The sequence below is a fragment of the Marinomonas sp. TI.3.20 genome, from assembly GCF_038155025.1.
Taxonomy (GTDB): Bacteria; Pseudomonadota; Gammaproteobacteria; order Pseudomonadales; family Marinomonadaceae; genus Marinomonas; species Marinomonas flavescens.
The window spans coordinates 21,902-44,762 of the sequence record NZ_JBAKAS010000018.1; the positions used below are offsets into that span (position 1 = coordinate 21,902).

22 protein-coding genes are annotated in these 22,861 nt (G+C 40.3%); 14 read left to right on the forward strand and 8 right to left on the reverse strand.

Annotation, left to right across the window (positions count from 1 at the left end):
• Nucleotides 1-4 precede the first annotated feature (4 nt).
• Together V6259_RS16045 and V6259_RS16050 are read right to left on the reverse strand one after the other, a co-directional pair.
• Complete coding sequence (locus V6259_RS16045) at nucleotides 5-589, reverse strand: TetR/AcrR family transcriptional regulator (protein WP_133012132.1); 585 nt, start codon at nucleotides 587-589, stop codon at nucleotides 5-7.
• A gap of 77 nt (nucleotides 590-666) precedes the next feature.
• Nucleotides 667-1,428 carry a DUF1499 domain-containing protein gene (locus tag V6259_RS16050; RefSeq protein WP_341585426.1) on the reverse strand — a complete coding sequence of 254 codons (762 nt, stop codon included), beginning with the start codon at nucleotides 1,426-1,428 and terminating at the stop codon, nucleotides 667-669.
• 272 nt (nucleotides 1,429-1,700) lie between these two features.
• Between V6259_RS16050 and V6259_RS16055 the strand changes: the two genes are divergently transcribed.
• Nucleotides 1,701-2,417, forward strand: a complete 717-nt coding sequence (locus tag V6259_RS16055) for a tRNA-uridine aminocarboxypropyltransferase (RefSeq protein WP_341585427.1) — start codon at nucleotides 1,701-1,703, stop codon at nucleotides 2,415-2,417.
• Here V6259_RS16055 and V6259_RS16060 read toward each other — a convergent pair.
• Complete coding sequence (locus V6259_RS16060) at nucleotides 2,414-2,884, reverse strand: DUF2947 family protein (RefSeq protein ID WP_341585428.1); 471 nt, start codon at nucleotides 2,882-2,884, stop codon at nucleotides 2,414-2,416. The genes V6259_RS16055 and V6259_RS16060 overlap by 4 nt on opposite strands.
• Before the next feature lie 171 nt (nucleotides 2,885-3,055).
• On the opposite strand from V6259_RS16060, the gene V6259_RS16065 reads away from it, so the two are divergent.
• Together V6259_RS16065 and V6259_RS16070 are read left to right on the forward strand one after the other, a co-directional pair.
• The gene (locus V6259_RS16065) at nucleotides 3,056-3,283 is read left to right on the forward strand and encodes a hypothetical protein (RefSeq protein WP_341585429.1); all 228 of its coding nucleotides are present in this window, start codon (nucleotides 3,056-3,058) and stop codon (nucleotides 3,281-3,283) included.
• Between the two features lie 100 nt (nucleotides 3,284-3,383).
• A complete protein-coding gene (locus V6259_RS16070) occupies nucleotides 3,384-4,028 on the forward strand; it encodes an HAD family hydrolase (RefSeq protein ID WP_341585430.1) in 645 nt (214 codons plus the stop codon).
• A 49-nt stretch (nucleotides 4,029-4,077) separates the two neighbouring features.
• Here V6259_RS16070 and V6259_RS16075 read toward each other — a convergent pair whose 3' ends face one another.
• Nucleotides 4,078-5,100 (reverse strand): nucleoid-associated protein, encoded by a 1,023-nt coding sequence (locus tag V6259_RS16075; RefSeq protein ID WP_341585431.1) that lies wholly within the window; start codon nucleotides 5,098-5,100, stop codon nucleotides 4,078-4,080.
• A 76-nt stretch (nucleotides 5,101-5,176) separates the two neighbouring features.
• Here V6259_RS16075 and V6259_RS16080 point away from each other — a divergent pair, with 76 nt between their 5' ends.
• From V6259_RS16080 to V6259_RS16090, 3 genes are all read left to right on the forward strand, one after another.
• Entirely contained in the window at nucleotides 5,177-5,500 is a 324-nt protein-coding gene (locus V6259_RS16080) for a hypothetical protein (RefSeq protein ID WP_341585432.1), read from the forward strand.
• Between the two features lie 88 nt (nucleotides 5,501-5,588).
• Complete coding sequence (locus V6259_RS16085; RefSeq protein ID WP_133012124.1) at nucleotides 5,589-6,011, forward strand: VOC family protein; 423 nt, start codon at nucleotides 5,589-5,591, stop codon at nucleotides 6,009-6,011.
• A gap of 108 nt (nucleotides 6,012-6,119) precedes the next feature.
• Entirely contained in the window at nucleotides 6,120-6,746 is a 627-nt protein-coding gene (locus tag V6259_RS16090) for an OmpA family protein (protein ID WP_341585433.1), read from the forward strand.
• Nucleotides 6,747-7,152: 406 nt separating this feature from the next.
• Here the strand turns inward: V6259_RS16090 and V6259_RS16095 are convergent, their stop codons facing one another.
• The 4 genes from V6259_RS16095 to V6259_RS16110 form a co-directional block, all read right to left on the reverse strand.
• Complete coding sequence (locus V6259_RS16095; protein ID WP_341585434.1) at nucleotides 7,153-8,544, reverse strand: aminotransferase family protein; 1,392 nt, start codon at nucleotides 8,542-8,544, stop codon at nucleotides 7,153-7,155.
• Between the two features lie 286 nt (nucleotides 8,545-8,830).
• Entirely contained in the window at nucleotides 8,831-10,201 is a 1,371-nt protein-coding gene (gene safD / locus V6259_RS16100) for a sulfoacetaldehyde dehydrogenase SafD (RefSeq protein WP_341585435.1), read from the reverse strand.
• 5 nt (nucleotides 10,202-10,206) lie between these two features.
• A complete protein-coding gene (locus V6259_RS16105; protein ID WP_341585436.1) occupies nucleotides 10,207-10,959 on the reverse strand; it encodes a sulfite exporter TauE/SafE family protein in 753 nt (250 codons plus the stop codon).
• A 209-nt stretch (nucleotides 10,960-11,168) separates the two neighbouring features.
• On the reverse strand, nucleotides 11,169-12,410 hold the full coding sequence (locus tag V6259_RS16110; protein ID WP_341585437.1) for an NAD(P)/FAD-dependent oxidoreductase: 1,242 nt from the start codon (nucleotides 12,408-12,410) through the stop codon (nucleotides 11,169-11,171).
• Nucleotides 12,411-13,087: 677 nt separating this feature from the next.
• Here V6259_RS16110 and V6259_RS16115 point away from each other — a divergent pair.
• From V6259_RS16115 to V6259_RS16150, 8 genes are all read left to right on the forward strand, one after another.
• On the forward strand, nucleotides 13,088-13,552 hold the full coding sequence (locus V6259_RS16115) for a tripartite tricarboxylate transporter TctB family protein (protein ID WP_341585438.1): 465 nt from the start codon (nucleotides 13,088-13,090) through the stop codon (nucleotides 13,550-13,552).
• Between the two features lie 13 nt (nucleotides 13,553-13,565).
• Nucleotides 13,566-15,077, forward strand: a complete 1,512-nt coding sequence (locus V6259_RS16120; RefSeq protein ID WP_341585439.1) for a tripartite tricarboxylate transporter permease — start codon at nucleotides 13,566-13,568, stop codon at nucleotides 15,075-15,077.
• Between the two features lie 94 nt (nucleotides 15,078-15,171).
• On the forward strand, nucleotides 15,172-16,119 hold the full coding sequence (locus V6259_RS16125; RefSeq protein ID WP_133012116.1) for a Bug family tripartite tricarboxylate transporter substrate binding protein: 948 nt from the start codon (nucleotides 15,172-15,174) through the stop codon (nucleotides 16,117-16,119).
• 285 nt (nucleotides 16,120-16,404) lie between these two features.
• Nucleotides 16,405-17,340, forward strand: a complete 936-nt coding sequence (locus V6259_RS16130; protein WP_341585440.1) for a LysR family transcriptional regulator — start codon at nucleotides 16,405-16,407, stop codon at nucleotides 17,338-17,340.
• A gap of 264 nt (nucleotides 17,341-17,604) precedes the next feature.
• Nucleotides 17,605-18,093 (forward strand): MarR family winged helix-turn-helix transcriptional regulator, encoded by a 489-nt coding sequence (locus V6259_RS16135; RefSeq protein WP_341585441.1) that lies wholly within the window; start codon nucleotides 17,605-17,607, stop codon nucleotides 18,091-18,093.
• Nucleotides 18,087-19,526 carry an efflux transporter outer membrane subunit gene (locus V6259_RS16140; protein ID WP_341585442.1) on the forward strand — a complete coding sequence of 480 codons (1,440 nt, stop codon included), beginning with the start codon at nucleotides 18,087-18,089 and terminating at the stop codon, nucleotides 19,524-19,526. Before V6259_RS16135 ends, V6259_RS16140 begins: the two co-directional genes overlap by 7 nt.
• 14 nt (nucleotides 19,527-19,540) lie before the next feature.
• On the forward strand, nucleotides 19,541-20,725 hold the full coding sequence (locus V6259_RS16145; protein ID WP_341585443.1) for an efflux RND transporter periplasmic adaptor subunit: 1,185 nt from the start codon (nucleotides 19,541-19,543) through the stop codon (nucleotides 20,723-20,725).
• 12 nt (nucleotides 20,726-20,737) lie between these two features.
• Entirely contained in the window at nucleotides 20,738-22,234 is a 1,497-nt protein-coding gene (locus V6259_RS16150; RefSeq protein WP_341585444.1) for a DHA2 family efflux MFS transporter permease subunit, read from the forward strand.
• The last annotated feature ends 627 nt before the right edge of the window (nucleotides 22,235-22,861 follow it).

Sequence of the window (22,861 nt, forward strand, 5' to 3'; positions counted from 1 at the left end):
ATGCTTAAGGTTTTTTCAGAGCATTTTTATAAGAAGCATCAAAAGGCAAATTGAGTTTAGCAAGGTGGTCAATGGCTGCTTGCCCTAGAACACCACTAGGAATCCCACCTAGCAATACCATCCAGTAGTTTGCCGCCATGTTTTCTGCAAAAATCGAAGCGGTTTTCTCATCGACGCCAACTTGTTTAAAGCGCTTAGTTACGCCCTCGATAATCACTTGTATTTGTTTAGTATGAAAACCGCCGTGTGCAAGACTATCGAACAGCACAAGCCGCGCAAACTCAGCGTATTTATCATAAAAAGAAAACAGCACATCGGCCATTTGAAGAAGATAATCGGATGGAGAAAGGCACGATGTCTGGGCATTAGCAGCATTTCTAAGCGCTACATCCATCTCATCGAAGAAAATATCTTTTACAAGAGACAATTTATCAGGAAAGTGTACAAAGAGAGTACCTACAGCAATTCCTGCTTGATTACTCAAGAAACGCGTACTCGTTGCCTCTATGCCTTTTGTTAAAAAAGCATCTTTTGCAATCTCTTTAATTTTCGAACGAGTATTGGCTTTTTGTGTTTGGCGCACGCTCACGAACTTTCCTCAGTACAAAAAAGATCGTTCGAGTTTATCGCGTCATAATTTTGAAAACGAGCGCTATTTTAAAATTACTAATTTAAAAAGCGCATTTGATCAAAAGGCATTCCATTGAGACGACTATTTAAATCGTCCATAAAACTTATTATGCGTTTTGCATTCATACCAAAATCGCCTTTCCCAACACGAGAACAAGATCGCATATCAATACGCACTTTATCGCCTTCTGTCATCACCCTGAGAACAACATCATCTCTAAAACCAAAAATAGGGGTTCTTGCCGTTGCTTCAATCAGACCTACTTCAGGATAAGTTGCATCTAACTGCCACCCCCTCTCCACAACAAGAGCCAGTGCTTTTTGATAGGCCATCTGAGCACTTTTTTTAGTCATCACCGGTTTTACATTTGGGTAGTTGGCAATCTGTATAGCCGCCCATTTAGGGTCATAGACCAAACCATTTTCATTAGACTTGCGTAGAAAGTTAACATTAATAAATTCTGGTGGCATTTTGGTGTCTGTCGTAATGTCATGGATATTTGGAAGATTAATGCGCTGCGCATAAAAAACAATCCACATCAAACTATAAACAAGCGAAACGACCAATACCAAACCAAAAAAACGTTGACTAGAAACATTGCACTCTTTACGGCAAACAAAAATAGAAAGAGCGGCTAAGGTTGATAAGATCAAAGCAGCACAAACACTTTGTTTTAATAGTGAAAAACCGATCAAGGGCTCGAACAGCCCGATCCTCACACCTGCAATTGAAATAAACGCTGCACATCCAACTAACATTAATAGGATATAAAGCACAGGAGAGATATAACGACTCATAGATTACTCATGCCATATTGGTATACGCACCTTAGCGTGCAACGATGCCAACGAACAGAAGGTAAATAACGCTTTAGCTTTGATTCCTTGATATTTGCATATTTTCAGTAAATGATTCAAAAAGACACGATAAATACGGCTCTTTTTGCCTTTTATAGGCTTTTAAACAAGAAGGACTAAGGTATGATACGCGCCCAATATTTAGCAACAACCAAACAAGCAGACATATCAATTCAAATACGTAATCCATAGATCAAATTACAAGCGACATCATGCTCCCAAAACACCCTCTCCATAGCGTTGACAATTTACGCTTAGAATGCCAAAAGCACGCTCGGCGACCTTTTATCGCGAGAGGTTCAAAAGCCAATCGCTGCCCTTCTTGCCTAATGGCGACATTTGCTTGCTTCTGCGCAGAGAGAAAAACCGCCCACGCTTCCATTAATTTCATTTTGCTTTTTCATCGCGATGAAATCCACAAGCCCACCAATAGCGGTCGTCTTATTGCCGATTGCTATCCAGCTGATACACAGGCATTTCTATGGGATAGAACGCAGCCGGATGATGCGCTAAAAGCACTTTTAGAGGAAAGAAAAGGGACATGTACGTTATTATACCCGCACACAGAAACCGCCGAGAGGCAAAAAAGACACGTTCGAACTCTCCCGCTTCCGAACGTAGAGAGCAATACAAAACACACATTTATTATTCTTGATGGAACCTGGAAACAGGCCAGTAAGATGTTCCATCAAAGCGAGTGGTTAAAAGACATTCCGCACTTTGAGATAAACAGCCAAGCACAACGGTCTTTCTTAGTAAGACATTCAGGCCATGACATGCAATTTGCAACCGCCGAAGTTATTGCCCTGCTACTAGACAACCTTGGATATGAGGCACAGTCCAGAGACTTGCTTCACTACTATCAAGTTTTTAACCAAAAATGCCTTGCCAGCAGAAAGCGAGGCGACATAAAAGAATGGCAAGATTAAGCTCGCAAAAGCAAAGACGCCATGCCGCTAGAATGAAACTGCACTGCCTGCTTCTTTTTCTTAGCCACTAAAATAGGTCCGTTATCGAGAAACAAGAAAGCCTTCCAGCTTCGCTTAAAGACAGCCCAAGGCAGCTCAAAAACCAACTCATTGTTACAACAAAAAAACACTAACGTGTCATCACCCCAAGCAGCTACATGTTCCAAAATATCCTCTGGAAGACATGCGCCCTCAGACTCCCAAACATTCTCCCACTTAACTTGCACGGCACTTTGACCCTTTATCCAATCATTATCGGTGAAATGATCTGGGTGAATTTGAGAGTCGCTAATATAATCACGCCAAATATTGCTTGCTCTCGCTTCATCTAATAAGCGAATTTGAGCTAAATCCGCTGCTTCAACCTTGGGGTCTTCGCGTTTAAAAATCCAATTTTTTGAAAAACTATCTAATAATTGATACGCCATAATTCACTATACAAATCCAAAAGGTGAAAAAAAATAACCTAAATCATGAAAAACGATCGTTTGTTTGAATGATTAAGCTCATTTAATATTTAAAATGTTGTAATAAAACAACATTTAACTTAATTAGTACTTATCTTTAATTTTAGTATTTTACATACTAAGGAGCATAAAATGGACTCTCAAGAACAATACGAAGCACTTCTAAAAGACTGGGGCTTTGAAGATCGCAGTGCAATACGCCGTGCACGTCGTGAGAAACGCGCTCAAAACGTAAAGACATCAACTTCTTTCTTTAAGAAAATGTTTTCTTTTTCAGGCTCAGACACATCAATCACGCAATCGTCACTTGAAAACAACAAAACACAAGCTTCGCTTTTAATGGCCGCTAGCGTATCTTAACGGATTTTTTTAAGGAGAGAAAAACAATAACAACCTCTCTTCCACTCCCCCCGCTAAATTCGTTATTATCACAGCTTATTCATAACGAAGCACCCTCTCTATGGCTTACCTCTATAAAGCAGTGATCTTTGATTGCGATGGCGTTATTGTCGATACAGAAAACATTTCAAACGAAATAATGAAGTCTATGCTGCTACAACATGGCCTCATACTTGATGACAAGCTATTACATGAAAGATTTACAGGCTTCACTAACCAAGAAAACCTAAAAGCTGCTGAAGAATTACTGGGCAAAGCCTTACCAGAAAGTTTCGATGATGATTATAGAAAGGCATTTCACGCGACCATTGATAAGCACCTAGAACCTATTAATGGTGTTCTTGATTTATTAAGTAAAATTACAGTTCCTATTGCAATGGCGACCAACGCACGACGCAAAGAAATGGAATTTAAGCTTAATAAAATCAAACTTACAGAAAGATTTTCAACACGCTTTTGCGTAGAAGATGTCGAAAACGGCAAACCCAAACCTGACCTGTATTTAAAAGCCGCAGCGGCACTTAATGTTACGCCCGCAGACTGCATTGTCATTGAAGATTCTATCGCAGGGATTACCTCTGCTCGGGCTGCCGGCATGCGTGTACTCGCCTTTAGCGAAACACTTGATGCAAAACTACAAGCCAAGGCTGGCGCAACACAGAGCTTTGCCACCATGAAAGAGCTGGAAACGTTACTTGGCCTGTAATTAACGTTCATAGACGACACACGCCAAGCAACACGATTCCATCTCTGCACTAAAGTGATTGCAATTGCTTAAGCAAACTCTTTGGCAACTCATGAATCGTCAATGTTCCAGTGTCTGCATTGAAAGAAATCGATTCGCCAAGCAACTCACTGTCGAAACTCAGAGTCAGTGCGCGAGAACTTCCAGAAAGGCGAGTCAGTTTTTTCAATGCGGCTTTTTCAACAAAGATTTCTTGCTCCATCTGAAAGGTTTCAGAACTAGCGATTTCCAAGAATTTATTGGCTTGCTCAATAGAAAAACGAGATTCAACTTCGTTGGCTATTTGCTGTATGGCCAACGGCTCTCGCTCTTCCGCTTTCGATTGACAATGTTCAGATACCACTCGTTTAAAATCGTTCGCTTGCTTGGTTGGCAACCCCTCAGATTGACAAAAAGCAGACGTTAAGTCGACAAGCTTACGCGTTTCTTTCGCCGCAACTTTAGGCTCATCACAACCAATAAACTGCGTAAAATACTCACTTTCGTGCTTTGGCGCACGACCAAAACGAAACGCAATATAACGACCTTCATCACCAGTGCGCCAAGCATTGAGATTAATGCGTAACGCCATATGTAACTTTTCCATCTCAATCTGTTCTACTTGAGAAAGACTAAGATCCGCGCCTAGGCCAATGCCTTGCTTACGCTTCAACATAACTATGTATAAAAAATGAGTATCGTGAAGCTCATAATGATTGAACCACAACAATCCCCCTTCCGCTTCTTCGACTGGCTCTAGATATTTAAGATACTCAGCCGCACAATTTTTTGAAAAAACCTCAAAATCTTCGAAGACATTTTCTTTAAAATGCTTATTCAATAATGCTGGTAATTGCGACCCCTCTTCACTCCCTTCAGGGTTTGAAAAACGACCTGTATTCATACCAGATCGATTGAACAAATTAGTGACCTGCTCTGAAAGCGCTTCAGCCTGTGCATCAACAGGATTCTCATTTGGGCGCGCAATTAATATCGCTTTACGCTCTCCGTCATGTTTTTGAATTTCATGTACAATCAAGTTGGTAATAGACACCAGCAACCTCTTACGTTTAGTATGAATAAATTGTGACCACCTCTGAAGAGGCAAACTTAACACCAATAGCTAAGCCATGACCCAACCAAAAACCACGAAAAAAGACACTCGAAACGAAATTGATTCTTTAGTAGAGGAATTTATTAAGGCTAACGGAAAGATCCAGCAAGTTGATATGGGCGAATCCGGTCTTGTTGACGGCAAGTATAACACGTCACACATGGGCTTTAGCGAGCCAAGAAAAGAGCGCACGCCACTTAATCATGTTGTCGCCGCCATTCAACAACGCAAAGGCAGCAAAACCCCACCACCAGCCCCGCTTAAAATGAATAGAAAACCAAAAAAGAAAATCATTTACGATGACTTTGGTGAACCTTTACGCTGGATTTGGGAAGAATAAGGTAAACTATCCCGTTCGATACACCCCTAACCATATCGTCTTAAAAAGGCGTAAAATACTGTAACGCTATTTATTAAAGGGAGTTTTCATGTCAATTCGCTACCTGCATGCCATGATAAGAACAGATAAGCCAGAAGAGAGCCATACATTTTACACCGAAGGGCTAGGCCTTATTCAAACGCGCCGCTTCGACAGTGAAGCCGGAAAGTTTTCGCTCATTTATTATGCTGTCGCAAAAGGTGAACCGGAAGTTGAGCTTACTCATAATTGGGACGATCGCAACTACACGAATGGAGATCAATTTGGTCATTTAGCCTATGAAGTAGATGATATCTACCAGACATGCGAAAAGCTGCAATCTATTGGCGTCACCATACTTCGTCCACCTCGTGATGGGCACATGGCTTTTATCAAAGACCCAAATAACATCTCCATTGAACTACTACAAAAAGGTCAATCACTAGAAAAGGCCGAACCATGGCTATCTATGGAGAACACGGGAAGCTGGTAGCTTACAAAAACTTACAGACTGCCTATAACGCTACAAAAATCCTATAGCCTCCGGGAAGAGGCATCGTTATATTAGGTCAATATACAGAAGTACAGGGAATTCAAGATAATGAAAATAGCATTCAAAACACTTTACACTATTAGCTTGCTATTAATGCTTAGCAGCACGAGCCATGCCGAAAATCTTTTTAACAGCAATGTTCGTCAAGGACTAAACGACCAAGATAAAGATGGTGTAATAGACATACGCGATCGCTGCCCTAACACCACCCGAGGCGATGCAGTTGATACTAATGGCTGCCCTACTGCCACATCAAAAATGATGACTCTTGATATTGATATTTTGTTTGACTCAGGAAAAGCCATCGTCAAACCAAAGTTCTACCCTAAAATCAAAAAACTTGCTGACTTCTTAAAAGAACACAAAGACAGTCATGTTGTTATTGAAGGTCACACTGATAACGTAGGGTCTGAAAAAGCAAACCAAGAGCTATCTCAGAAGCGCGCTTCCGCCATAGCAGATGTTCTCATCGACAGCTTTAGAATATCTCCAAAGCGTGTAAAAGCAATTGGTTATGGCGAAAGCCGTCCAATCGACAAAAACGACACTCCTGAAGGGCGCGCTCGTAACCGTCGCGTTATTGCTGACATCTATGCAGAAACAAAAGCAGATGCCGAACGCTGGACAATCTACAGTGTTGATAAAAACACTCATACAGCGCCACACAAGCAATAATAAGCAAAAGTCGTTGACTTGATTAAACAAGTCGGCGGCTTTTACTTTAAAGACCTGCATAAAAAATCACGACGACTCCTGTAATCACACCAACCTCCCCACCCTTAACAAATAAAAATACTTATCAGAAAATACGAGAGCAATACTCTGCCTTCTTGAACAATACCAATCAGGTATTTTCTAACAGATAAGATTATAGAAAGTGAAGCGCAACATTATAATTTATGATTTTTTATAGCCTGAATAATCGACCCTAACATTCGCCAATAAATAAAGAAACGCAGAGTGTATATATTCGATTTGAAAGATTTAGAAAGAACTATAGAAGGGAATTATATTCTTAACAGGGAGGTAATCAAAAAAACAGCCTATTAACTAAAGTATTAATAGGCTGTTTTTTATTTTTTTACATATTACTACAGACTGCGGTTAAAGCACCATCAATCGCTTTCACAACAATATCAATTTCATCACGAGTAATGATCAATGATGGAGCAAGGCAAACTGTGTTGTTGTGTTCTTTAAACGAACGGTTAGTACGACCAATAATAACACCATTCGCCATACAGTGACCCGCAACAGCAATCACAACACTCTCATCAACTGGTTCTTTCGTTACGCGATCTTTTACTAACTCGAAACCTGCAAACAAACCTTTACCACGAACATCACCAATAATTGGATGCTTATCCATCAGCTCTTTTAGTTTCTTAAGAAGGTATTCGCCTTGTACTGTCGTATTTTCAAGCAAATTCTCATCTTCTATGATTTGCATGTTGACTAGAGCGGCAGCAGGTCCAGCAGTACATCCACCAAAAGTAGAGATATCGCGGAAGTACCCCATGCGAGGATCTTCATCTTCTTTAAACGCTTCAAAAACGGCTTCTGTAGTGACTGTACAAGAGATTGCGGCATAACCAGAAGCCACACCTTTAGCCATAGTAACGATGTCTGGCTGGATATTATAATGCTGATAACCAAACCATTTGCCTGTTCTACCTAGACCACATACAACTTCATCGATATGTAGCAAGATATCATATTGACGACATATTTCTTGAACTCTAGCCCAATAACCTTCTGGCGCTTCAATCACACCACCACCGGCTGTAATAGGCTCAAGACAAAGGGCACCTACTGTTTCAGGCCCTTCAGCTAGAATTACTTTTTCGATTTCATTAGCGGCCCACACACCATACTCTTCACCGCTAGCATCAATCTGTGCGCGATATTCGCAACAATGAGGCACTTCAACAAAATCAGGAACAAAAGGACCATACTGATTTTTTCGTTCGAACTGACCAGTCGCACTCAATGTCGCAATAGTAGTACCGTGATAATCTCGATCACGATAAAGAATTTTTGTTTTTTTACCGCCATATTTTTTATGAGCAATTTGACGAACAAGCTTGAAGGCTTTTTCATTCGCTTCTGAACCTGAGTTTGAATAGTAAACTCGGCTCATGCCTGGCATTTTATCAATCAATTTTTTAGCGAAAAGAGCGCCAGGAATATTACCTGCAGTTTGAGCAAAGTAGTTCATTTTAACCAATTGATCGCGAACGGCATCTGCAATTTCAGTACGTCCATAACCAACGTTTACTGTCCATACAGCACCAGAAACCGCATCAAGGTATTCATTTCCTTTAATGTCCCAAACACGTAATCCTTTACCGTGAACAATAACCATAGGATCATTTTTTTCATATGGTTTATGCTGACTCAAATGGTGCCAGACATGATTTTTGTCATTATCAATTACATCTAAAGAATCAAAATTTTCAGTATCGTACTTCATACAAACCTCATTAATATTCAACAAAGATCAAGCTAACTGTTTCTAGCACCTGACATTTCACTTTAATCATTCAAAATTACGCTTTTATACCAATAACCCATAGAACCAGATCAAATGATTTATTGAGACCAGAGAATGCTATTCAAAAGATATCAACTTAATATAAAAGCGGAGTGTTTTTTTAAAAAAGTATTAGAGGGAGAATCAATGATCCTCCCTCTAAAAATAATTATCTTTTATAGGTGCCCACGTAAGGCAAAAAATAATTGAATTGCAGTATTAGACTTTAGATAACCAAAGTTTTGGTGTAACTCATTTCGCGAATCGCATATTTGATGCCTTCACGACCAATACCACTTTCTTTTACACCACCAAAAGGGAAATGTTCAGTTCGGAAGCCTGGACCTTCATTAACAGCTAAGGTACCGACATCTAATGCTTCAAATAAGAAACGAATAACGGATAGGTTATTACTAAACACACCGCCCTGAAGGCCATATGCCGTATTGTTGATAATTGGAACAATGTCTTCAATGTTATCAAATTTAAACAATGGCATTACAGGACCAAATGTCTCTTCTATCATAACGTCGCTGTCAGCTTGGACATTTTCAAGAATAGTCGGGTGTACGAAGCTACCTTCATACTTATTGCCCAAGGCAACGGTTGCGCCATCTTCAATGGCTTTTTCGATACGCTGGCGAATTTCTGTTGCCGCACCGATATTAATAACGGGACCAACAAATGTCTTATCATCCATAGGATCGCCAATAACGAGCGCAGAACTTTTTTCAACCAACAAATCACGGAACTTATCGTAAACAGATTCATGAATAAACAAGCGCTTAGCCGCAGTACAACGCTGGCCCGCTGTCGCAAAGCGGTGATTAATCGCTGAATTAACAGCCGCTTCAATATTGGCATCATCCATAATAATCAATGGATCATTACCACCAAGCTCAAGCAACAATTTTTTATAGCCAGCAGCAGCAGCGATCGCATTGGCCGCCGCGGTTCCGCCAGTGAAATTGATTGCATTAACGTCTGAATGACCATTTAGTCGATCTAAGTCTGACACCTGTGGCATACAGAATTGCAATACACTTTCAGGCATTCCAGCTTCATAGCAAAGCTCAACTAAAAGCTGAGAAGATGCCGTGTTTTGTGGGCCAGGTTTGAACAATATACTATTACCGGCGGCGTAAGCTGGACCAATTTTATGAATCGCAATATTAATTGGAAAGTTAAACGGTGTAATACAAAAAATGGTGCCTAGCGGGCGCCAGCAAACGACACCAATCTTACCACCAGCAGAAGCATAAGCATCTGAATCAAGTGTTTCACCACTAATCTGACGAGCTTCTTCACTGCTTGCAATACATGCATTGACCGCACGCGTCATTTCAACTCGTGAGTCTGAAATTGTTTTTCCAGTTTCACGAGTAACAAGCGCGGCCATTTTTTCCGCATTTTCTTTAAGAAGAACAGCTAATTTACCCAAAACATTTGCACGTTCAAAAGCCGCTGTTTTTGCTTGGACTTTTTGACCTTGCTTAAGCAAGGCAAGTTTCTCTTCAATCTGTGCCCAGCTAGTGAATTCATATTCACCGATTTTTTCATTGCTATAAGGGTTTTCTAACGTATAAGTTTGGCTCATAACGATTACACTCCTAGTTGGATTAATTGATAAACAATACGACCGGCAGCAATAAGCAACGCCAGCTTCATTAGTAAAAAGAAAACATTTGTACTGACAAACCGTAAAACAATAACACCAAGTTTCGCACCAATAACGGCGGCTAAACTCAGCACAATAATAAGATAAGCATTATCAATAAATGAAAAGCCTAAGAATATATAAGCAGGAATTTTGGTTAGATGAGTAAACATTTGCATAACAGATTTGTTACAAACAACTTCTTCTTTACTCATATCATCCCGCATAAAAAACACGGCTAACAAAGGGTCTATTGCCCCAACCACAATCCCCATACAACCGGTCACCATTCCAACCCAGAAAAAGTTACCGTTGCTAACTTTAAAATGTGGCATTCGCTTCGGTTTGAACAACGTATAAAAAATTAACAAAACTAGAATTAATAAAGGGAAAAACTGCCCGACATATTGAACAATGAAAAAGGTGGTAATTGCCGCACCTATCGCCGTTCCAAAAGCAAATGGAAGGCACATAGCCCAACGAATATGCGACCGAAGAAACCAACTGCGAGCGGCATTATTAAAAACTTGCACCACACCGTGAATAGCAATAAGAGGCTTGACCGGCATAAACACACTCATTGCGGAAAACATAAGAACGCCACCTGCCATCCCTGTAATCGATGTAATCGCAGAAGCTAAAGCAATCGCCAATGAAAGCCATACCAGACTTTCATTTGATAAAGACACTACATCCATCTGTTACCCTTAATACCATTCAGTTGTGTTTAGGCTTTACAGTGTAGGAAGAAGCAAAAATGCTTCATAGGTCCAGTTTAGAATTAGTATAAGTCCACTCTAATTTATTGATTAATTTGATTTTTTTAGATTTCCATAAAAGAAAACCACTTTAGAAAAGTGGTTTCACGGCCGATCAGAAAACCAGAGCATTAAATCATGTCGATACTTTAACCAAATCGCTCCGCCAAAAATGGCTTAAGATTATCTGTATTTTCTGGGTTCTGAATACAATGACTAATAAGCTTTCCAGTAATGGCACCAAAAGTAAGCCCTAAGTGACCATGCCCAAAAGCTACCTTAACTCTTGGATATCTTTTTAAGGGGCCAATAACAGGTAATGAATCCGGTGTCGACGGCCTACTTCCAACCCAAGTCGAATTGACTTGCAAGTCATCACCTAGCATCACATTAGCGTGTTGCAGCAGCGTATCTAAACGCGGCTCAACTATTGGAGCGTTTTCAAATGCAAACTCAGCCATACCCGCTAAACGAATACTGTCTTCCATTGGCGTCATAAAGATTGCTTTGTCTAGCCAACCAACAGGACGAGTCAATTTTTTAGGCCCTGCGTTTAACGCCAAATGGTAACCGCGTTCGCTCACCATCGGAATGTTCACACCCAAACGAGACAAGATAGTTTTTGAGGCTAGCCCGGCACATACCACGACTTCATCAAAGCTCATCGTTGTATCGCTTAAATGGACAGACACATCACTTTCTCTAGGCGACAAAGCAATCACTTCATCTTGCTGAATACTGCCACCATTACTTATAAAGTAATGTGCATACTGACGGCTTAATTCGATAGGACTGATAGTAAATCGCGTGTCTGGATAAAAGACTCCACCAGAGTGAAATCGAGCAAGATCAGGTTCCATTTCTTGTGCTTCATCCGCACTAACAAAGCTCATGTTTACACCTTGATCTTCACGTTCTTTTAGATCACCTTTTTGAGCTTTGACAAAGTTTTCAGTCGTTGAAAAAAGCCCTAAACATCCCTCAGATCGTATCAAGTCTTGCGCACCAGTAAGCCCTATAAGCTCTTGATCCGCTTCAACGCTTCTCTCCTGAAGAAACCTCATGGCAGCTTTGCCTTGAGTATATTTCCCCTTAAAGCAAGCTTTGGTAAATTCGTATCCATAGGACATTATATGTGGAAGGTAGCTCCCTTGAATGGACAAGGAGCCATTTTTATCCATTAGCATTCCAGGGACTTTTCGCATCATTGAAAACTTAGCAAATGGCAGGCGTGCATAATCAGCAAATAAGCCAGCATTACCAAAAGACGTTCCCATCCCAGGTGCCTGTTTATCAATTATTGTCACTCTATAACCGGCTTTTTGTAGATAAAGCGCCGTTGAAAGCCCTACAATACCAGCGCCCAATATTCCAATGTGTTTATCTTGCATACTCACTTTGCGATAAATATCACCGCCCCCCAAAAATTAAACGCCATCGATACCAATTTAGTTATTCTAAAAATAGAGCGTTAGCTATTATTTGCTCTGATAATCATCATTACAAATCGCAAATATTTAACAGTTGATTAGATTTTCTTATGTTTAAAGCATTAGATGGAGTAAAAACGGGTTGTTAAGGTGACCTTAGAAGGTGACCTTTGACCTTAGAAAGAGGCTTTAGAAACTTAAAGCCGGTTATTACGACAGAGAAGACATTGTCGGTGAAGGGTATCGTGAATGCATTTTTACTGATTTCGCTTACTAACATAAGGCTTGAAATTGCCCTATCCTGTATAATTCTACCGTTCATCTCAAATAGTAAGCATAAATAGGCCTCCAATTTTTTCATCCCTGCGTCACTCTCACCTCACAAGAAATTCAAAACGTCTCATTAGTTATCCAGCAACGGGATAGAACAGTAAGGAAGCAATATGGCAACGCCACCCAAAAAACATAAGAAAAACTTATATAATCAAACATTTTTCCGAATTGTATCTAAATTCCGTTTATGTAGACTCGATACTAAGAAAAAAATAAGTAATTTGGCATCACTGCCCAGCCAAAACAATGCAGAGTGACAATAAAGCTCTTCAAAACAAAAAAACATGATGTATTAAGGTCGAAAAATGGACAGAAGAAAAATTGATATATATCTATCAACCTTTTTGATTATTATTTCAGCAATAATCCTAACGGATAATAATCTGGTAGAAGGCGGCGCTGAAAGCAATATAAGCTCTATGTTTTTACCTAGATTTGCCGCGTGTTTAATTATTATTTTTTCACTAACGATTGCCATTCAATCCTTGATGAAATTAACCAAACACACTGAAATAACAGCCAATGAGATCATCCCGACTGAAGGGTTATCAGGTGTTTTTATTTATATCGGAATATTAATTACCTACTGGATAGCAATGCTTTACTTGGGGTTTTTGATATCAACTCCCTTTATCATGATCGCCGTTGCAGTGCTTCTTGGAGGTCGAAGATGGGGTTCTATTATTACCATGTCTATCGCCACCTCTTTAATAATATTTTACGGCTCTAAAATATTTCTACGAGTCTACCTCCCCACTTGGACTCTATAAAGGAAACGTCAAGATGTTTGATAATATTATTAGTGGCTTTGGCCTAGTTTTCGCAGTAGGTCCGATTTTAGGCATTATTGCTGGTGTTATTGTTGGTATAATTTTTGGTGCAATACCTGGTATTTCTGCCATTATGGCGATCGCTATGATTCTCCCAATGACTTTTTACTTAGGTCCTATTGTGGGTATCACCATACTGCTGGCGGTCTATAAAGCAGGTATCTATGGTGGCTCCATTTCTGCCATATTACTGAACACTCCAGGTGCAGCGGCTTCATTTTTGACTGCTCAAGATGGGCACGCACTAACCAAAGCGGGTAAAGCGGGTAAAGCACTGGACATGTCGCTTTTTGCCTCCGTTACTGGTGAAATGCTAGCCACTATTGTTCTGATCTTAATTGCCGCCCCCTTCTCTTTGATCTCCCTTCAAGCGGGTCCGATCGAGAAAGTGTTTTTACTACTCTTTGCATTCACGATTATTGGCACTATGGCCGGTGAATCGATTCCTCGCGGACTACTCTCTTGCTGTCTAGGCATGCTATTTTCCATGGTAGGAATGTCCTCCATTACTGGCGCTTCACGCTTCACATTTGGCTATACAGAACTGATGGGGGGATTCACCTTTACACCAATGTTAATCGGCATTTTAGTTATGCCTGAGGTGTTTAATGTCATCCGTAGGCGTAAAGACCCTCAAAACAAATTAACGATCACGCGCTCCCCTAATCCTGAAGATAATCGACTTAGCTTTAAAGAGTATAGAGCTGTTTTTAAAACCATTCTAAAATCTTCTGCGATAGGAACCTTTGTTGGAGCATTGCCCGGGTTAGGATCAAGCCCTGCAGCTTTTCTGGCTTACAGTGAAGCGAAACGCACCGCTAAAAAACCTGAAGAATATGGTAAAGGGTCCGTTGAAGGTATAGCTGCTGCAGAGTCAGCAAACAATGCAGTCTGTGGGTCTAGTATGATTCCGATGCTGACATTAAGCATACCTGGGGATGATGTAGCCGCCCTTCTGATGGGGGCTTTTTTGATCCATGGCCTAACACCTGGACCGATGATTTTCTTTGAGCACACTCAAACAATCTACGCGATCTTTGCAGGTTTTCTGCTTACCGATCTATTCCTATTGGTGATTGCTCGTGCCGGCTTCAAGTTTTTCATTAAAGTCGCCTCATTACGCCAATACTATATTTTCCCTTGTGTAACCGCATTTGCTTTTACTGGCGCTTATACCACTGGTCAAAATATGGACGATATTATAGTTCTAATTGCCTTCACCATTATAGGTTACGGCATGAGATTAGTCGGTTTAAACCCTGCTGTTTTCATCATCGGATTTATTTTAACACCATTTTTTGAACAGAATTTAGATCAGGCGATGTCCATTGTTGGAACGGATTATTGGCAATTATTCACATCACCTTTTTCATGGGTCTTTATCATACTTTCCATACTCTCTGTTATTTCCAGTGTTCGTATGCGCAAGAAACCAGTGGGACTACCTAAAGGGAAGACAACTTAATAAGAGCAAGTCTATCAGGCATTAAAAAGAGCTATTTATAGCCAGAGTTAATCACAAAAACTATAAACACAACGATAAACAAAAGGAAAACTGTATGAAAAACTTTAAAAAAGCATTAACCGTTATTTCTACAACCTTAGCAGTATCATTAGCGTCTAGCGCGGTAATGGCAGCTTACCCAAACAAGCCAATCAACGTGATTGTGCCTTGGGGTGCTGGTGGCGATTCAGATTTAACCACTCGAATCTGGGCTAAAGCGGTAGAAAAAGACTTAGGCGTTCCTGTGGTAGTCATTAATAAATCTGGTGGCGGTGGCATTATTGGTACATCGTATGTTGCACGCGCAAGAAAAGATGGGTACACACTAATAAATGCAGGGTTAAGCAACATGCTAGTAACCCCTAATTTTAGTAAGGCTCCATACAGTTTTGATAGCTTCACACCTATTGTTAAAATGACGTCTGTTCCACTAGGTGTCATCGTTGCTGCAGACAGCCCATATAAAACCTTTCCTGAATTCGTAGCAAATGCAAAAAACAATACGATTACTCAAGGATCTTGGGGCGCCTCTTCTTCAGGCACGATTCTAGCTGAAATTATTGCTAAAGAATCCGGCTACAAACCAAGATATGTGAATGCAAAAAGTTCTGCTGAATCTATGGTTTCTCTTGTTGGTGGCCATATAGATTCAGCCGTAGCTTTCCCTCCAGCGTTTGGCCCTCACGTTGCCGCAGGTCGCGCTCGTGTCCTTGTGATGAACAAAGAAATGGCTGAATACCCAAATGTTCCTACATTTGCAGACTATGGAATCAAAGGAAGCTTTGAAGGTTGGTCAGGTATATTTGCACCTAAAGGCGTGCCTCAAGAAGTTATTGACCGATTGACGGCTGCAACCGCTAAAGCAATGAAAGACCCTGAAGTCATAGCACAATATAAAAACATTGGTGCGACAATGGACTTTCGTCACGGCCCTGAATGGATTGCCGATATGAAAACGACTTACGGCATTATGAAAACAGCCGCTGCTGAAGCGAAGAAATAACGCTTAAAAATACCCTATAGCAGTGTCTAATCATTAGGCACTGCTACCCTCCTTCTCAAACGTTTTGCCAATTCTACTAACCAGAAAAAACCAACTCAATTTTCACTATAAAAAACACGATTTTCTCCAGCTTATGGCATAAATACTGCTAATATATCCTGCAACGTAATGCATTTTTGAGAACCTATAACAAACATAAAGCCTCGTTTTAGGTTATATTTTTACGTAAGCCACTATTTACAAAGCTTTTTACATCTACCCAAACTTACACTCAAAGGCAATGAAATGAACCTTAAACAGATGGAAGTCTTTCGTGCAGTCATGTTGAGCGGTTCCATTTCTCAGGCCGCTAAACAATTATTCAGAACCCAGCCCGCTGTCAGTATGATGATCAGCTCATTGGAAGAGGATATTGGGTTCCAGCTATTCGAACGCCATAAGAAACGACTCTATCCAACACCCGAAGCGCATTATTTATACAAAGAAATTGAGTCGATTTTTTCACGCATACAAGATGTAAATTTAACCGTTAAAGACATCCAAAATAAACAGTATGGCTTTCTTCGAATTGGCTGCATGCCTGGCCCATCGAGCTTTTTTGTTCCAGATATTTTGGCTGATTTTCTAGAAGAACACCCAAAAATACAAGTGTCTCTACAAACCAGAACATCAGAAGCTATTGCGACTTGGGTCGCTTCTAACCAATACGATTTAGGCTTTGCAGAGGTTTCTACACACCAACCTAAAATTGAGAAAAACCGCATATTTGATCTACCTTGTGTCTGCGCTTTACCTGCAGAACATCCGTTAGCAATACATGACGTTATCACATTAGAAATGCTCGATGCAGAACCTATGATCACACTGTATCCAGACCACATGATTTTTCGAGACCTCATACAACTCTTCGATCAAGGTGGTTATCAAATGAATGTAAGACTACAAACTCGATTCTTTACCCCTGCCCTAAAATTCGTTGAGCGTGGCTTAGGTGTTTCTATCGTGGATCCTATTTCAGCCATTAGTTACACCAGCTATGCCGCACCAGGAAAAGTCGTCTTTCGACGTTTCACGCCTGATGTAGCCCTTCGGATCGGCCTTATACTCCCTTCAGAAACACCATCGTCTATGATCACAATGGAATTTGCTAAATTACTACAACAGCGTGTGGAAAATATACTTGAGCAACCTGAACAGTTTTTAAGCTGGGGGACAACGTAAAATACAATACCGAGATTTAAAACTGATGACTTTTACTTAGGCCATACAACTAGCTAAGTATCGTGGTGAATAATTTTGCGACCGTTATGCTAATAACAAAGTTTCGACAACCCTCTCGAAATATCCATAAATGCCTCAAACATCTTTCTGCACATTAAGTTCTTATTTTACTTATTGACAGTCGAAACCTAGATTGCGATGATTTACTTGCCTATGCATTAGTTGCATAGACAAGTAAATTTAATTTTAGTCACAAGGTTAGTCATGCTGCCAAAAAATCACTCAATAGATGAAACACTGTTGACCAATCTTGGCTTTTTGCTAGGTAAAAGCGCTCAAATAAAAGATCGCTTTCTCGACCAATATTTAGCCGTAGAAGAAATAACGTCAAGCCAAGTCAAAGTTCTGTTTACTCTTTTTTTTAATAAAAATCAGCGATCCTCTGACATAGGCAAAGCGCTCAATGTCGACAGCAGTGCGATCACTCGCATGCTCGATCGTTTAGAGAAAAAAGACCTCATTAAAAGAATGGTTGACCCTAACGATCGTCGATCGACATTAATAGAGCTAACAGACAAAGGTAAGACAGTGGCATCTCGAGCCATTCCTTTAGCTAATAATGCGATAGATAAATTAACAGAATGCTTAAGTGCTAAAGAAAAACAAAACTTACAACATTGCTTAAGCAAAATTGTAGATGCTTTTCTATCCGATGAATTTCCTATATGTAATAAAGAGGACGCAAAATGTTAAAGCTGGCAAAAGTCACAACCTATGTGTCGCTGTGTCTCCTCTATGGTTGCGCGCCACCTTCCAGTATTAAAACGCACAATACGCTGGCAGATAAATTAATCGCCGCACACGCAAGTAGCTTAGAAACAAAAAGACTGTATTCTGCGAATTGGCCAACACAATCTTGGTGGCTATCGCTAGAAGATACTCAACTTAATGAGCTCATTGCACAAGCACTAAAACACAGCCCTGATATTCAATTAGCCAATGCAAAGTTAGAAAAAGCCTCTGCTTTTGTAATGGCGGCAGACAGTAAGTTTGATCCTGCCATTTCAGCTAATGCGGGCGCCACTCGTTCTCGCCTATCAAGATCCGAAGATTACACCTATCAAGGAAGCCAATATGGCACCCTTTATAATCTTGGTCTAAACATGAGCTACTCTTTTGATTTATGGGGAGGCAATAAAGCCGCCTGGATCGCAAGTGTGAACGGTCAAAAAGCAGCGGTGATAGATCATCAATCTGCAAAAATCAATTTGTCATCCGCGATTATTCGCACCTATATTAAGTTAGCAAACGCCTATTCACTTGAAGATCTAGCAAAAGAAGACCTTAAACGAACCCAACGCATTGTTGGGATCACTCAAAAACTATTATCAAGCGGTTTGACGTCAGATGACCGCCTCTATACAGCACAAAGCAATGAAGCATCGTCAAAACAAAAATTGAAACAACGAATTTTGACGGTTCAGCTATTAAAAAATGCTTTAGCAACATTAATTGGACAAGGCCCTGATATCGCCCAAAAGATTCATCGTCCAAGCATCCATATGGGATCAAAGCTAAACCTACCTCAACAGCTTCCTGCTAATTTAATGTCACACAGGCCTGATATTGTTGCCGCAAAATGGCGTATTGAAGCGGCGAGTAAAAACATTAAAGTTGCCAAAACCCGCTTTTATCCTAATGTGAACTTAAATGCCAGTGCTGGCTTTAAAGCGGTATTAGGAGATTCAATGTTTGGTGAGCCAAGTCGTTCTTGGAGTGTTGGTCCAGCAATTTCTTTGCCTTTATTCTCTAAAGGACTAAAAGCAAATTTGATTGATCAAACCGCCTCTTATGATGCCGCTGTCGCACAATACAATAAGACGATATCAAAAGCATTTGGTGACATAACAGACAGTGTTTTAACCATTAAGTCGGTCAAAAGACAATTAAAAGACGCACTGCAAAGCGTCCTATTAGCGTCTAAAAGCTATGATATCACTGAAAAGCGCTACCAATCCGGAGTCGGCAGCCAACTAGAGGTTTTGCTCATTGAAAACCAATTGTTGCAAGCAGAATCAGCACTAACTCTTTTGAAAAATCAACAGCAAGAACAACAAGTTGCTCTTATTGAAGCCCTAGGTGGCGGTTTTTGGGATGGTCAAACGGCCACAGTCTCTAAAAATTAATGGTGAATAATACTATGCAAAACAACGACGAAAACACAGTGGTACCAAATACAAGCAAACGTAAGAAAAGCCTAATAATCCTTCTCGTCATTATCGTATTAGGCGCAATTGGAATAAGTGGATATTACGAAACATATGTTGTTGGCAATCAAACAACAGAAGATGCTTATGTTAAAGGTAATATCGTTTCTATCACACCAGAGACTACCGGTACCGTAACGCACATCACGGTAGATGATGGAGATTTTGTAAAAAAAGGTCAGGTATTGGTTCGTTTTGATGAAGCAGATGCCGACATTGCTTACGAGGATGCCAAAGCAAAATTGGCTCAAGCGGTACGCCAAGTAAGAGCCATGTTTAATCATGTAGCTCAAGCAGAAGCTGTGGTAGATGCACAAAAAATCACCTTGCATAAAGTTGAAAAAGACTACGATCGTCGTAAAACCATGGTCAAATCTGGGGGCTTATCTCGTGAAGAACTAAGTCATGCAAAAGATATGGTCGATTCTGCCAAAAAACAGCTTGCGGTATCCATTGAGCAGTTAAGAGCACAACAATCAATGATATTTGGCACAACCGTTGAGACCCACCCTATCGTTAAATCGGCGATTGCTAATGTAAAACAAGCGTATCTAAGTCGACAACGCACAAGAATCGTTGCGCCTGTCACCGGTTATGTGGCTCGTAGACAAGTACAACTGGGACAGCGCGTTTCACCAAACTCTACACTAATGGCGGTTGTTCCTCTTAATGAAGTATGGGTTGATGCGAATTTCAAAGAAACACAGCTAAATGACATGCGTCTAGGCCAACCAGTGTCGTTAATCAGTGACCTATATGGCGATGACGTTGTCTTTCACGGCACCATCGAAAGCTTAGGCATTGGTACTGGCAGTGCATTTTCTATCCTACCCGCACAAAATGCGACGGGAAACTGGATCAAAATTGTTCAACGCCTTCCTGTGCGCATTAAGTTAGATGTTAATGATCTTGCTGCACACCCTTTGCGTGTTGGTTTATCTATGAATGTTGACGTAGACACAAGCAGCACCACGGGCAAATTATTATCGACAACTAGCCCTAAAAAACCTCGCTTTGAAACCGACGTTTACCAAAAAACAATGCAGGGCGTGGAACAGGTTATTAGTCAAATAATTAATGATAATGATGCTCAAAACCATGCCTCTACGAACAAGTAATAAGGGCTTTCTATGAGTCAACAAGAAGGGTTTCGCCCCGCTAATATGGCTCTGTGTGTATTCGCCATCGCACTGGGCGTGTTTATGCAAGTGCTGGATACCACCATAGCAAATGTATCTTTGCCTACAATTTCAGGCAATATGGGCGTAAGTTTTAACCAAGGAACATGGGTGATTACCTCTTTCACCGTTTGTAACGCAATAGGCTTACCTATCACCTCTTGGTTAAGTCGGCGCTTCGGTGAAGTACAGCTTTATACTGCAGCCTTGTTAAGCTTTATTACTACCTCATTCTTATGTGGTATCTCACAGAATATGGCTGAGTTAGTTATATTTCGTGCTTTGCAAGGTTTATCGGCCGCACCACTTTTCCCAATGAGCCAAGTACTCTTAATGTCTATTTTTCCGAGAGCAAAACGCGGGATGGCATTAGCGTTAATTGGCATGGTTGCGGTTGTTGGACCCATCGTTGGGCCAATATTGGGCGGCTGGTTAACCTATAATTACAGCTGGCCATGGATTTTCTTCATTAACATTCCTGTAGGGATTTTCTCGATTGTTGTCATTTTAGCGCAACTAAAAGAGCGCCCTCATCAGAAAACCAAACCTAAACTAGACATTATAGGGCTTAGCGCCATGGCTCTCGGTGTCGGTGCATTGCAGATTGTATTAGACAAAGGCAATGATTTGGATTGGTTTTCCAATGTGTGGATCATCGCTGGTGCTATTTTTGCTGCCATCATGTTGATATTTATGATTATTTGGGAGTTAACTGACGAGCATCCTGCGATCAATTTACGTTTATTTGCTAATCGTAATTTTTGCATTGGTACTATTTTGCTGACCTTAGGCTACGCCGGTTTTTTCAGCATAAATCTCATTCTTCCTCAATGGATGCAAGCTCAATTAGGCTATACCGCCTTATGGGCTGGTTTAGCGGCAGCACCAATGGGTATTTTACCGCTTGTTATGTCTCCGCTATTGGGTAAGTTTGGGCACCGATTAGACATGCGTTGGCTCGCAGCCGGTTCATTTGTAGTGATTGGCATAAGTTGCTATTTACGAGTCCAGTTTAATTTGAACATAGACTTTGCCACTATTGCTCTAATTCAGTTATTCATGGGAATAGGCATTGCACTGTTCTTCATGCCAATGACAACCATTCTAATGTCTGACCTTAATGGTCCAGATATAGCAGACGGAGCATCGCTTTCTACCTTTGTGCGTACTTTAGGTGCTAGCTTCGCGTCCTCCCTTACTGCATGGATGTGGACTCGTAACTCAAGTATTCACCACTCAGTCTTGAGTGAGCAAATATCACCTTACAACCCACTTGTCTCTCAACAACTACAACACCCAACAACAGAAAGCCTAATGAGCTTTAACCAGACAGTTACGGAGCAAGGCTTAATGATGTCGACCATTGACTTATTTACCATACTGATGGTTATGTTCTTACTACTAACGCCTTTTATTTTAATAACGAAAAAAGCCATCGGGGGACATTAAACAGAGAGATACGCCGGCTAAGCCTCACACAATCACCTCCTTCAAATCAATTAAGCCTTTTGCTCATTAATCGGAGCAAAAGGCTTATACCGCACCCTTTTAACAATCCTCCATGATTTATTTAAGTTATTGATATTTCAATATAAAATTAAAAAACTATTTTTTAAACATACCTCACAATGACCTTTAACTGCATCACAAGCAGTGAAATAAATACCCTTTAAATCATAGCTATACAAGCACTACCCTAATAAAAAGACAAACATCTACTTTACTGTAGAGCGATTAAACAATTCTTAACTTCTACCTAGCAACAGCCACAAAACGTATTTTTAACGTCGATGTATTACGAGTAGAAGATTTTCGGTCGTATTTAAGTACTTTAAAGTCGAATATTTGGAAATATTCTTACAACCAAATACTCAAGTAGCCAAATAAATCTTATTGAAAATCATCCATGTAAATTATTGTAAGTAAACAGCTATAATTTGTTTGATTTATTTGTAATACATAAATACAATAATATTATTAATACTGACTCTGTATTAATAATATTGAAAACCAATAGCAATTATAAACCTATTTTCAATAGTTATAATTAATAGATAATTTTATAAACAAAACTTA